Source organism: Ferrimonas sp. (assembly GCF_048263965.1).
Classification (GTDB): Bacteria; Pseudomonadota; Gammaproteobacteria; order Enterobacterales; family Shewanellaceae; genus Ferrimonas.
On the sequence record NZ_JBLXDO010000001.1, the window covers coordinates 457012 to 469216 of the forward strand.

10 protein-coding genes are annotated in these 12205 nt (G+C 59.2%); 7 read left to right on the plus strand and 3 right to left on the minus strand.

Translation table 11 applies throughout. From position 1 onward, the window contains the following. The first annotated feature begins 80 nt into the window (after positions 1 to 80). From ACN0RV_RS02115 to ACN0RV_RS02125, 3 genes are all read left to right on the plus strand, one after another. Entirely contained in the window at positions 81 to 2660 is a 2580-nt protein-coding gene (locus ACN0RV_RS02115) for an acylase (RefSeq protein WP_417345119.1), read from the plus strand. A gap of 217 nt (positions 2661 to 2877) precedes the next feature. After that, the gene (locus tag ACN0RV_RS02120; protein WP_417345121.1) at positions 2878 to 3114 is read left to right on the plus strand and encodes a thioredoxin family protein; all 237 of its coding nucleotides are present in this window, start codon (positions 2878 to 2880) and stop codon (positions 3112 to 3114) included. Positions 3115 to 3124: 10 nt separating this feature from the next. Next, on the plus strand, positions 3125 to 4108 hold the full coding sequence (locus ACN0RV_RS02125) for a permease (protein WP_417345123.1): 984 nt from the start codon (positions 3125 to 3127) through the stop codon (positions 4106 to 4108). Positions 4109 to 4112: 4 nt separating this feature from the next. Here the strand turns inward: ACN0RV_RS02125 and yjjX are convergent, their stop codons facing one another. Beyond that, on the minus strand, positions 4113 to 4625 hold the full coding sequence (yjjX, locus tag ACN0RV_RS02130; protein ID WP_417345398.1) for an inosine/xanthosine triphosphatase: 513 nt from the start codon (positions 4623 to 4625) through the stop codon (positions 4113 to 4115). A 99-nt stretch (positions 4626 to 4724) separates the two neighbouring features. Between yjjX and ACN0RV_RS02135 the strand changes: the two genes are divergently transcribed. From ACN0RV_RS02135 to ACN0RV_RS02145, 3 genes are all read left to right on the plus strand, one after another. Beyond that, positions 4725 to 5513: a sulfite exporter TauE/SafE family protein gene (locus ACN0RV_RS02135; RefSeq protein ID WP_417345125.1), complete on the plus strand. Its 789-nt coding sequence runs from the start codon at positions 4725 to 4727 to the stop codon at positions 5511 to 5513. A gap of 311 nt (positions 5514 to 5824) precedes the next feature. Further along, positions 5825 to 7102 carry an aromatic amino acid transport family protein gene (locus ACN0RV_RS02140; RefSeq protein ID WP_417345127.1) on the plus strand — a complete coding sequence of 426 codons (1278 nt, stop codon included), beginning with the start codon at positions 5825 to 5827 and terminating at the stop codon, positions 7100 to 7102. 69 nt (positions 7103 to 7171) lie between these two features. Beyond that, positions 7172 to 8536 carry an L-serine ammonia-lyase gene (locus ACN0RV_RS02145; RefSeq protein ID WP_417345129.1) on the plus strand — a complete coding sequence of 455 codons (1365 nt, stop codon included), beginning with the start codon at positions 7172 to 7174 and terminating at the stop codon, positions 8534 to 8536. Between the two features lie 44 nt (positions 8537 to 8580). Here ACN0RV_RS02145 and ACN0RV_RS02150 read toward each other — a convergent pair whose 3' ends face one another. Both ACN0RV_RS02150 and ACN0RV_RS02155 read right to left on the minus strand, forming a co-directional pair. Beyond that, positions 8581 to 9195, minus strand: coding sequence for a hypothetical protein (locus ACN0RV_RS02150; protein ID WP_417345131.1), 615 nt, complete (start codon positions 9193 to 9195; stop codon positions 8581 to 8583). A gap of 44 nt (positions 9196 to 9239) precedes the next feature. Further along, entirely contained in the window at positions 9240 to 11696 is a 2457-nt protein-coding gene (locus ACN0RV_RS02155; RefSeq protein WP_417345132.1) for an EAL domain-containing protein, read from the minus strand. Between the two features lie 119 nt (positions 11697 to 11815). Between ACN0RV_RS02155 and ACN0RV_RS02160 the strand changes: the two genes are divergently transcribed. Further along, entirely contained in the window at positions 11816 to 12073 is a 258-nt protein-coding gene (locus ACN0RV_RS02160; protein ID WP_417345134.1) for a hypothetical protein, read from the plus strand. Positions 12074 to 12205 lie beyond the last annotated feature (132 nt).

Here is a 12205-nt window from a genome sequence, read left to right on the forward strand (position 1 = left end):
TCTGTGGATCTATCTGGTCTGAGCTGTTTAAATGGAGGACGGCTCACTGGGGAGGTGAGCACCCAACAAGGAAGATGATAATGATAAGATCACCTCTGTGGATCGCCGTAGCCACGGCGACCGGCCTGATGTTGTCAGGCTGCAGCAACGACGACAACCGCGACTCCGCCACTTTGCCCCCTGACCCCGAACCGCAAGTGCAGGTGTTTGCCGAAGATGGCCTTCTGGATGTGCGCATTCGCCGCACCACTTTTGGTGTCCCCCATATCGAGGCAGACAGCATTGAGAGCCTGGCCTTTGGCTCAGGCTATGCCCAGGCACAGGATCACCTGTGCCTGCTGGCCGATGGCTTCCTCAAGGCCAACAGTGAGCGCTCCAAGTACTTTGGTCCCCACAAGAGCATCGACTTTGCCACCGGCCTGCCCACGGAAGAGGACAACCAGAACCTGGTGAGTGACTTCGGCTACAAGGCTCTGGGAGTTCGCCAATCTGCCGCCGAGCTTATCGGTACCCTGCCGGAGCGGTCCCGCGCCATGCTCTCCGGTTTCGCCGCTGGCTATAACCTTTACCTGGCGGATCTGGCATCCGGGTCAGTGACTACGCCGAATCTGCCTTGTGCCGGTCAGCCCTGGGTGAAACCCATCACCGACGTGGATATGCTCACCTACCTGTTCTCTATCGCCCTTCTGCCTGGCGCCGCCAACTTCATGGATCTGATCTTCTTCGCCAACCCGGGCGACGGGGAGGAGTACCTGCCAAGGCCAGCTGCCACCGCCTATGTGCCCAAGCAGGGTCAGATGATGCTGGCGGACATTCGTGCCAAGGCGATAACCCGCTCCTCGGCCCTGGCCACCCCGAAGGTGAACCCCAGCGGGCTGGGCTCCAATGGCTGGGGTTTGGGCAGCGAAGTGACCGAGAACGGGAAAGGGATCGTACTGGGCAATCCCCACTTCCCTCACACGGGGCAACTGCGTTTCTGGCAGTCGCACCTGACCATTCCCGGCCACCTCAATGTGATGGGGGGCTCCCTGGTGGGCATGCCCGGGGCGGTCAACATCGGCTTTAACCAGAATCTGGCCTGGACCCACACCTTCTCCACCGCTGAGCATTTCATCATGTACAACCTCAGCCTGAAGGAGGGGGATCGTCTCAGCTATCTGTTTGAGGGTGAGGAGATGGCCATTACTCCCAAGACCCTGACCGTCGAGGTGAACATGGGCGCCGGAGTGACCATTCCCCTGGAGAAGGAGGTCTACCTCACCGCCAAGGGGCCCATGGTGGAGGCTCCACCGGCGCTGGCGCCCTTCCCCTGGGATGACACCCAGGCGTTCTATATCCAGGACGCCAACATGAACAATGTGGATGTGCTGGAGCACTGGTCTGCCATGAACTTCGCCAGCAACCTGGCTGAGTTCCAACAGGCGTTCAAGGATTACGACGGGGTGGTCTTCAACAACACCATGTACGCCGATGACCAGGGCAACGCCTTCTACATCGACGACTCCACCGTGCCCAACATCAGCAGCGAGGCGGAAAGCGCCCTGAGGCTGGTTCCTGAACTGCGTGCCGCCCGTGAGCAGGCCGGCTTCACCATTATGCCCGGTAATGAGGCGCGCTTTGCCTATGACGGTGCCGTACCCTACGAGCGGGCGCCCAAGCTGATTCGTAAGGACTTTGTGCAGAACTCCAACAACTCCTACTGGATCACCAACCCGGCAGAGCCCATTGAGAATGTCTCTCCGCTGTACGGTAAGCGCCGGGTAGAGCAGTCACTGCGTACTCGGATGGCGCTCACCCTGATGGCGGACGCCCGCGGGGATGATGGCAAGTTCAACGCCACCGAGGTGGAAGCGGCTCTGCTCTCCAACCGGGCCTATCTGGCGGAGTTGGTGCTGCCCCAGCTGCTGCTGCAGTGTGAAGCACAGGGGACCACTCCGGTGGTGGTGAGCGACAGCCTGAGTGTCGATCTGTCTGCTGCCTGTGCCGCCCTGGCCAAGTGGAATGGCGCGCAGAACCAGGACAGCATTGCCGGTGCCCTGTTGCGGGAGTTTGGTTATCGCTTCGACAGCGCCGCCCATCTGGACGTGCCTTTCGTCTACACCGACCCCATCAATACCCCCAATACTCTGGCGGCCGACGGCTCCGCTCTGGTGGCCCTGGCCGCAGCCAGCGCCACCCTGTCCCAGAACGGCTTCGATTTGGAAGCGCCCCTGGGACAGATGCAGTTTGTGGAGAAGTCCCTGCCTAATGGTCAGCCTTCAGGTGTCCGTTTCCCCTGGTCCGGCCCCAACAGTCGGGAGGGGGGATTCAATGTATTCGCCTATGCCAACAAGCAGCGCGATGAAACACTGCTGCCCCAGCACGCCTACGAGCCGGCCATCGACCCGGTCACCGGCGAGCCCACCAGTTCCCATCTCAGCAAAGAGGGGTATCACATCCGCTACGGCTCCAGCTGGATGATGGTGGTGGGCTTTGGCGATCAGGGACCTGAGGCCCGTGGCCTGCTCACTTACTCCGAGTCCAATAACGTCCAGTCACCGCATTGGAACGATCAGACCAAGTATTACTCGGACAACACCGCCTTGCGGCCGTTGCTGTTTACCGAAGAGACCATTGCTGCGGAGACCCTGTCGGACGTTCGTCTGCAGCACCAGAAGTAAGTCTCCCCCGGGGAATCATCAAAAAGAGGCGCCCGGTGCGCCTCTTTGTTATCTGCTCAGGGGTTATCGGCCAGGATTCCAGTATCTGATCCGGATCAACACTTCGACATTTTCTTGTCCGTGAATCGGGTTTTCACTTGAAGCATCGTTAATCATGGAACAGTATCACTGCCAATATATGGATATCCATATTTTCTAAAAGATAGAAGAGGTAATGATGAAAATCGAGATTCTTGGTAGCGGATGTAAGAAGTGCAACACCCTGGCAGACTTGGTGAAAACTCGGGCTCAGGAGCTGGGTTTGGCATTTGAGTTGGAGCACGTCACCGATATGGAGAAGATCCTGGACTATGGAGTCATGCGCACTCCGGCCATTGTCATCGACGGTGAGGTGAAGCACAGCGGCTCGCTGCCTGGGCAGGCTGAGCTGGATGCCCTGTTAAATCAGGGTTAAGGCTGACCCCATGTTTGAGTTGTTCGGTGATCTGGCCAGCCTGATGGTGTATCAATGGCTGGGGTTGGATCCGCAGAGTAGACTGGCACAGGCGCTGCACTTCTTTGTGGAGGACACCAGCAAGATTCTGGTGCTGCTGGTGGTGATGATCTACGCCATCGCCCTGGTCCGTGCGTCTCTGGATGTGGACAGGGTGCGCCACTACCTCAGTGGTAAGAGCCGAACCGCAGGCTATCTGCTTGGTTCCGGTTTTGGTGCCATCACCCCTTTCTGCTCCTGTTCGAGCATTCCGGTGTTTCTCGGCTTTACCTCCGCGGGCATTCCCGTGGGGATCACCATGGCGTTTCTGATCACCTCGCCCCTGATCAATGAGGTGGCCCTGTTGCTGCTGCTCAGCCTGCTGGGCTGGGAGCTGACCCTGATCTACGTGGTGGTGGGGATGGCCATCGGCATGGCCGGTGGCGCGTTGCTTGACGCCATAGGGGCAGAGCGCTGGTTGCAGCCCCTGGCCGCCAGGGCCCACGCCATGGGCCAGCAGGCACAGCCTCTGGAGGAGGGTAATGATGATGCGCCATCACTGAGCCTGACCCAGCGCCACCAGTTTGCCCGTGAGGAGACCCTGGAGATCTTCGGTCGGGTGTGGAAGTGGGTGGTCATCGGCGTGGGCCTGGGGGCGGCGCTCCATGGCTTTGTTCCTGCCGGTTGGCTGCAGGCTCATCTGGGAGACGGCCAGTGGTGGTCGGTACCGACCGCCGTGGGCTTGGGGATCCCTCTGTACGCCAACGCTACCGGTGTCATTCCTGTGATGGAGAGCCTGTTGCTGCAGGGGGTGCCCCTGGGCACCACCCTGGCGTTCTGCATGAGCACCGTCGCCGCCAGCTTCCCAGAGTTTGTGATGCTCAAACAGGTGATGCAGTGGCGCTTGCTGGCGCTGCTGTTTGCACTGCTTCTCACCGGATTCACTCTGATGGGTTGGGTGCTTAACCTGGTTTAGCGCCCTACTGGGCGTAGAGCTCCGGGTGGAGGAAGGGGGCCAGCAGCATGCACAGGGTATCTGAGTAGATGCTGGTCCTGTCCACCAGGTTATTGGTGAGGATCCCCATGGCCCCTCCCTTCTGACGGATGTTGTGGTCGTTGAACAACTCGTCCATCAGGGGGCCCAGCTCTTCGCCCTGTTCCAGGCGGCGGCTGACCAGTTCAGGCAGTGGCAGCAGGCCGCTGCGGCCAATCTGGGTCTGAGTACCATCGCTGGCAGCGATGTAGGCAAAGGTGAAGCCCTGGCCGTGGATGCGATCATAGCCCCCCTCGAAGGCCACGTAGAAGTCGGCCTGATCCCTGAGGATCGCCTCCATTCGGTTGATGGTGCCGACCCGGGTTTCGGTGTCGCCCATCGGCTGTTCGTCCACGCCGGAAGGGACGCTGACGCCCTTGACCTGCCAATGGACATGGGGGAAGGCGCGCTCCAGGGCGCGTTGGGCCGCATTGACTTTCACCGGGTTACGGGAGGCCACCAGCAAAGTTTTTTCTGTTGTTTTTGTCATCAATCGGTGTGGTTGTGTAGGGGAATATGACACAATGGTCCTCAATCTAATCAGCAACTTCAACTAATTATGATCTACCTGTTGTATCTGCTTCTCGGTGCCTTTGCGGGCGTACTCTCCGGTCTGTTTGGCATCGGCGGTGGTTTGGTGATCGTGCCCGTGTTGCTGACGACCTTTAAGGTGCTCAACTTTGATAATGCCATCGCCATTCATATGGCGTTGGGGACCTCACTGGCCACCATCATCGTCACTTCGATCAACTCCATGATGGCCCACCACCGTCGGGGCGGAGTGAATTGGAAGGTGGTGTTTACCATGGTGCCCGGCATTGTCCTGGCGGCGTACCTGGGGGGCTATGTGGCCCACCTGCTGGACGCCACCATACTCTCTTACTGTTTCACCGCCTTTATCCTGGCAGTGGCCCTCAAGATGTGGTTTGGCCTCAAGCCTAAGGGGCAACAGCCCTTCCCCGGCCCGGTCGGGCTCAGTGTTTCCGGCGCAGGTATTGGCTTCTTTTCGGCCATCTTCGGCATTGGCGGCGGCACCATCAGCGTTCCCCTGCTCTCCCGCTTTGGGCTGGAGATGCGTAACGCGGTGGGAATCTCCTCCGCCCTGGGCTTCCCCATTGCCCTGACCGGCGCCCTGAGTTACGCCGTCAGTGGCTGGAATCAACCTGGGTTGCCGGAGATGAGCCTGGGTTACGTTTATCTGCCCGCCTTTGTGGGGATCATCCTCACCAGCTCCATCTTTTCCCGCTTCGGGGCTCACCTCGCTCACAAGCTGGATCCAAGGATTATGCAGAAGAGCTTCGCCGTCCTGCTGTTTGTCATTGCGATAAAGACGTTGCTGACCAGTTAATTTGGCGTGATCTGATGTAATTAAACTACAGATGTTTTTTTGAAGACGGGTCAATACGACCCGTTTTTTTTCGCCGTTTTCACCGGGTTGCGCTGGGGGCTTTACGCAAAGTGCCCAGATATAACCGATGTTGAACGATATTTCACAGGTTTTTCACCTTCGCATTAAGGCTGTTCATGCCAGGATGCAAAAGATCGATGTTGTGATCGGCTTCACGCAGCGAAATCTGATTTGGGATCTCGATCCCATCAAAAATGAAATAAATCTCTATATTTGCCCTCGCTAACTCGAACTCTTTAAGGTGAATAATTATGCAGGCTTCAACCGCTGCAACTGCGACCGGCACCGCCGGCAAGGCAGTAACCTATACCAAGCAGGACCTGACCTGGTCCCTCTCCATGTTCGGCACCGCCGTTGGCGCCGGAGTTCTGTTCCTGCCAATTCGCGCAGGTCTGGAAGGGTTTTGGCCCCTGATCCTGATCGCCCTGCTGGTGGGCCCCATGACCTATCTGTCTCACCGTGCACTGGCGCGGTTTGTGCTCTCTTCCAAGCGTAATGATGCCGACATCACCGATGTGGTTGAGGAGCACTTTGGTAAAGGGGCGGGTCTGCTGATCACCATCCTCTACTTCTTTGCCATCTACCCCATCGTTTTGATCTATGGCAACGCCATTACCACCACAGTGGACAGCTTCATCGTTAACCAGCTGGGTATGATCTCCCCGCCACGTTGGATCCTCTCCGGTGTGCTGGTGGCGATGATGATGGGCGTGATGATTCTGGGTCGCCGCCTGATGCTGCGTGCCACCGAACTGCTGGTATACCCGCTGGTGTTCATCCTGCTGGCGATGTCTGTCTACCTGATCCCCGACTGGTCCATGGCGGCCATGAGCGTCGACAACATCCCCGCCTTTGGTGACCTGATGCTGGTGGTGTACCTGACCATCCCCATGCTGATCTTCTCCTTCAACCACAGCCCGGCGATCTCCTCCATGGCCCTGGCTCAGCGAGAAGCCCATGGCGATGATGCGGTGGCCAAGTCCGACATCATCCTCAAGCGTGCCTCCTTGATGCTGCTGGGATTTGTGATGTTCTTTGTGTTCAGCTGCGTGCTGGCCCTGTCTCCCGCTCAACTGGCTGAGGCCAAAGCACAGAACCTGCCGGTACTGAGCTACCTGGCGAACCAGTATGACTCTCCGGTTATCTCTGTCGTGGGTCCCCTGGTTGCCTTCCTGGCGATCTTCTCCTCCTTCTTCGGTCACTATCTGGGTGCCAAAGAGGGCCTGGCGGGCATTGCCAAGAAGAGCGCGCCCAAGATGGTGACTGCCATGGGTGACAAGGGCTTCGATCGCGCCCTGGTGGCCTTCTTCTTCTTTAGCGTTTGGGGCGTGGCCATCATCAACCCATCAGTGCTGGGTATGATTGAGTCCCTGGGTGCCCCCTTCATTGCGGCCATCCTGTTCCTGATGCCGATGTACGCCATCAACAAGGTGCCGGCCATGAAGCGCTACAGCGGCAAGCTGTCCAACGTCTTCATCACGGTGATGGGCATCGTTGCCATCAGCGCCATCGTCAAAGGCCTGTTCTAAACCCGCATTTATGACTCTGAAGCCGGAGTCATCGGACTCCGGCTTTTTTTCAACATCGAGGTTCCCCCCATGTTCAGTGTGTTCGATATCTTTAAGATCGGCGTCGGCCCCTCCAGCTCCCATACCGTGGGACCCATGAAGGCGGCCATGCAGTTTGCCGATGACCTGGCCTGTGCCCAGCAACTGGAGACGGTGACGCGGGTCGCCGTAGATATCTATGGCTCTTTGTCACTCACAGGTAAAGGCCACCACACCGACATTGCCATCATCATGGGGCTGGCAGGTAACAGTCCGGAAACTGTGGATATCGACGCCATTCCCGCCTTCATTGCCGAGGTGGAGCGCAGTGAAACCCTGCCTCTGGGCCGCAATCAGCACCCAGTGGCTTTTCCCCGGGACGCGGTGACCTTTCACCAGCACGCCCTGGAGCTTCACGAGAACGGTATGAGGCTGCACGCCTTTGCCGGTGACGAGCTGCTGCTCTCCAAGACCTACTACTCCACCGGCGGTGGCTTCATTGTCGATGAAGAGAACTTTGGCCGTCCCAGTGCCAACCTCAAGCCGGTGCCCTTCTCCTTTGCCGACGCCGACGAGCTGCTGGCCCAGTGTCGCAACACAGGCATGAGCATCTCTGCGCTGATGATGGAGAATGAAAAGGCCTACCACGATGAAGCCGCCATCGGTGCGGGCTTTGGGCAGGTGTGGAACGTGATGCGGGAGGCGATTGAGCGGGGGTGTAAGACCGAAGGCCTGCTGGCCGGCCCGCTGAAGGTGCCACGGCGTGCGGCGGCGTTGCATCGTCAGTTGATTGCCAACGAGCGCAATACCACGGATCCCATGAGCATCATCGACTGGGTCAACATGTTTGCCCTGGCGGCCTCTGAGGAGAACGCCGCCGGTGGTCGGGTGGTGACGGCGCCCACCAATGGTGCTGCGGGGATCATCCCGGCGGTGCTGGCCTACTACGATCGCTTCATCGAAAAGGTGGACGCGCCTCAGTACACCAAGTTCTACCTGGCTGCCGGGGCCATAGGGACCCTGTACCAGATGAATGCTTCCATCTCCGGTGCGGAAGTGGGGTGCCAGGGTGAGGTGGGGGTTGCCTGTTCCATGGCGGCCGCTGGTCTGGCTGAACTGATGGGGGCCAGTCCCTCTCAGGTGTGTGTGGCGGCGGAGATCGCCATGGAGCACAACCTGGGTCTGACCTGCGATCCTGTTGCAGGCCAGGTGCAGGTACCCTGCATCGAGCGCAACGCCATTGCTGCGGTGAAGGCGGTGAACGCCACCCGCATGGCGCTGAGGCGTAACTCCGATCCCTGTGTGTCTCTGGATAAGGTGATCGCCACCATGTATGAGACCGGCAAGGATATGCACCCCAAGTACCGGGAGACCTCCCAGGGTGGCCTGGCGATCAAGGTGTTGAACGTCTGCTGATTTCTTGCAACTTCGACTTAAGAGCCGGCCCTGCGCCGGCTTTTTTAATGTCTGGAGTTGAGGGTCAGTACCAGCAGGGGGTGGTTGGCCCCGCCTCTCATCTCGGTGCTGACGCCGCTGCTCAGGTGTCGTATCAGTTGCTGCTGCCAGGCGGTGGCACCGGCCGAGCTGATGTTCAGCTCCACCATGCAACGGTACTGACGGCAGATGGGATGGTGGGCAAATGCCTGATCCATAGGAGCGGGCACTGAGTCTCTCAGCCAGCGAGGCTGCCCCCACTCACCCCATTCGGTGGCGTGGTAGAAGTAGCGCCACTGGGCTAAGTGCACCGGATCATCCCGGCTGACTGGAAACTCCGGATGCAGGCGGCGAAATTGAATCTGCTTGGGGTTTCGATCGTCCGCCAGGTAGACCCAGCCATCGACGATGAACATCGGGCCCATCAACTCATACTGATGCATCAGCTCTGAGGGATCGGCAGCTTCAAGGGCCAGAGAGTGATTCAGGGGGCTACCGTGAAGTTCCGGTTCTGCACGAAGATCGGCGGTGGATTGGGAAGAGACCCGTTCTGTGTTTTTTCCCGGAGCGGGTTCCCAGAACAGGACAAGCACCAGCAGCGGAAGCAACCAGATCAAAGACAACAAACTTTGCGAGCGCATCTCTCACTCCTTGAGAAAACACACCACATTGTAAATTGCTTGTGTCAGTGCTTGGTGTTTTTTCCAGCAATATAATTAGGAACATCTTCTGCCGGTATCGGGCGACCCAGCTGAAAACCCTGACCGAAGTGACAGCCCATCTTTCTGAGCACCTCGATCTGGCGAATATCGTCGATTCCCTCGGCATTCACTTTCATATTCAAAGCGTTAGCCAGGTGCACTATGGCAAGAACCACATCTCTTGCCCGTTGTTCCGTGTGCACCTGAGAGGTGAAGCTGCGATCGATCTTGACGATATCCAGGGGCAGTCGATGCAGATAGTTCAGGGAGGAGTAGCCGGTGCCAAAGTCGTCCATGGCCAGGCGCACTCCCAGGCGGCGGATCTGCTTAAGCACCACCGAGGCCTGCTCATGCTGCCCCAGCAGTGACCGCTCGGTGATCTCCAGTCTCAGGGCTTCCGGGGTGAGGCCGGACTCCCGCAGGATGGAGTTGATCACATCCAGGCTGTTCTGGCGGGAGAACCACTCGGAGCTCAGGTTGACACTGACGCTCAGGCTGGTCATCCGTGGGTACTTCTCATGCCACTGGGCAAATTGGTGGCAGGCCTTCTGCAGCACCAGGCGATCCAGCTCCAGGATCTGTCGGGTCTCCTCCATCACTTCGATGAATTTGCCCGGCAGCAGCAGTCCGCGTTTGGGGTGTTGCCAGCGCACCAGGGCTTCGAAGCCCACCAGGTGCTCGTTGTCCAGGCGCCACACCGGCTGGTAGTGGATCTCGAACTGATCCTGCTCAATGGCGCGGGCCAGTTCGGTTTCCAGGCGGAGCCGCTTCTGCGCCGCTTCGCGCATGGTGGCGGTAAACACCACCGGCTGGCGTCCCCCTTTGGCCTTAGACTGGTACATGGCAACGTCTGCATCCCGCAGGATCTCCTGGGGGTTGTTGTAGGCGTCATCGCAATAGGCAATGCCGATGCTGCCGCCGCTGTAGATCTCCTCATTGTTGATGAGGAAGGGCTGGGACAGCATCTTGTGGATCCGTTTGGCGGTGATCATCGCATCCTGGGCCTCATGGAGGCTGTCCAGCAGTACGGCAAACTCGTCGCCACCGAGGCGGGCCACGGTATCACTGCCGCGCAGGCAGCGCTTCAACCTGGCGGAGACCTGCATCAGCAGGCTGTCTCCGGTGAGGTGACCCAGGCTGTCGTTAACCATCTTGAATCTGTCCAGATCCAGGTAGATCAGGGCATAGTTAAAGTCTGGGTTGCGCTTGCGCTGGGCAAACAGCTGGTCCAGGCGCTCCAGCAACAGGGCACGGTTGGGCAGGCCGGTCAGGTGGTCATGGAGGTTGTCATGACGCAGCTGGCTCTCGATGCGTCGACGCTCGGCGATCTCGTGCTGCAGGGCGCGGGTGCGCTCATCCACGGCGCCTTCCAGTGCCTGTTGGGTCTCAGACAGGCTGCGGTGGGCCTGCTGAATGATGATGATGTTGGCGATGTGGGCCGCCAGGTAGGAGAGCATCTGCATCTCCTCATCCCCATAGAGATCTTCCTGCTGGTAATCCTGAACCACGACGGCGCCGATCACCTCGTCGTCGATCACCAGCGGGGCGCCCATCCAGGAGCGGGCCACCTGGCCCTGTTCTTCGGCGGCGCCGGTTTCCGCCAGGTAGCGTCTCTGGGCGGCGTTGAGCAGCAGCGGGGCCCCTTTCTCGATCAGGTACTCCGTCAGGCCGCGGGCCAGTGGGCGGGTCTTGGTCTGGTCCGCCTGGAACTGGTCCACCATATAGGGGAACTCCAGTGCATCGGACTCCCGCCTGAGCAGGGAGACATAGAAGTTCTCACAGGGGAGCAGTTGCCCCATCAGCTGGTGGAACTGGCTGCACAGCTCCTTGAGAGGCAACAGTTGGCGGCTGAGCTGGGTGATCCTGTGCTGCACTGACAGCAGCTTCTCCTGCTGCAGCAGTTGATGCTCTACCCGCTCCTGTTTCTGTGCCAGTTCTCTCAGTTGGCCTTTGGCCTGGCGGCTTTGCAGTGCCTGACGAATCAGATCCGCCACCTGTTCCAGCAACTGCCTGGCGTCCTCGTCGTATCGGTGTTTGTCCGTGGTAAAGACGATCAGGGCGCCCCGACGGCCATCCTGATCCCGCCATGGACACCCTACCCAGGCATAGGGTTTGGGGGGAAGCAGCTGTACCTGTTTGTTGAGCTGGCGGGCCACCAGCTCCGCCTGGTTCAGAATCAGGGTGCTGTTGCCCTTGAACAGGTGCTCGATCAGCCCCTGATCCGACAGCAACTGGGTTTCGCTCAGGGGGCTGCCCCGATAGCGCAGGGAGTGCTCTTCGAGCACCAGAAAGTGGGGGGCGTGCAGGTGGTCATCCAGCCACTGATGCAGGGCGGAGAAGGCGGCATCGGCGTCTGTGTCTGGCGCACTCAGTTGGGCCAGCGCCGAAATCAGGGGCGCCGACGACAGTGTGGCCGGAATTTCACAGGGTGATGGATGCATCGGCTGCCAGAAGCCTGTCAAAAAAAAGTCGGTCAATGATGCCACTTTCGCCAATTCTTTGCCAAGGGAATAAGCGGCTAAACTTTATACCCTGGCTTCGATCTTCGGGGAGGCGCACCTTGTATAAGAGCTTCTGTGGTTGGTGTCACACTCAGACCCGCCATGAATGGGCTTGTGTGGACCACAGCCTGCACCTGACTCTGACTCTGCTGACGGCCGGCGCCTGGAGCTTCGTCTGGGCGTATCTGGATTGCACCTCCGGCAGCTGTTGTCAGTGTGGCCTGGGGGAGGGGCTTTCGCTGATGGGGTATTCCACTGCCTACCACCAGAGCCTGAGGGAGAGAAGCTCTCGGGCCAGTCGCATCTGGCGTCCCTGACCCCTGTTGCAGCCAGGTTGGGGATGTTGGACTTTTGCTGGTCGGTGTGACGGCTTGGTCTCCTTAGGATCGCGCCAGGTAATTGGCCTGTTTCCATCTGGATCAGCAGGGGCTGATCCGGATCATTCGCCG

What these genes read in the sequence shown, in the direction of transcription:
- ACN0RV_RS02115 (WP_417345119.1), top strand. Translation starts at nt 81, where the DNA reads ATGATAAGATCACCTCTGTGGATCGCCGTAGCCACGGCGACCGGCCTG.
- ACN0RV_RS02120 (WP_417345121.1), top strand. Translation starts at nt 2,878, where the DNA reads ATGAAAATCGAGATTCTTGGTAGCGGATGTAAGAAGTGCAACACCCTG.
- ACN0RV_RS02125 (WP_417345123.1), top strand. Translation starts at nt 3,125, where the DNA reads ATGTTTGAGTTGTTCGGTGATCTGGCCAGCCTGATGGTGTATCAATGG.
- ACN0RV_RS02135 (WP_417345125.1), top strand. Translation starts at nt 4,725, where the DNA reads ATGATCTACCTGTTGTATCTGCTTCTCGGTGCCTTTGCGGGCGTACTC.
- ACN0RV_RS02140 (WP_417345127.1), top strand. Translation starts at nt 5,825, where the DNA reads ATGCAGGCTTCAACCGCTGCAACTGCGACCGGCACCGCCGGCAAGGCA.
- ACN0RV_RS02145 (WP_417345129.1), top strand. Translation starts at nt 7,172, where the DNA reads ATGTTCAGTGTGTTCGATATCTTTAAGATCGGCGTCGGCCCCTCCAGC.
- ACN0RV_RS02150 (WP_417345131.1), bottom strand. Translation starts at nt 9,195, where the DNA reads ATGCGCTCGCAAAGTTTGTTGTCTTTGATCTGGTTGCTTCCGCTGCTG.
- ACN0RV_RS02155 (WP_417345132.1), bottom strand. Translation starts at nt 11,696, where the DNA reads ATGCATCCATCACCCTGTGAAATTCCGGCCACACTGTCGTCGGCGCCC.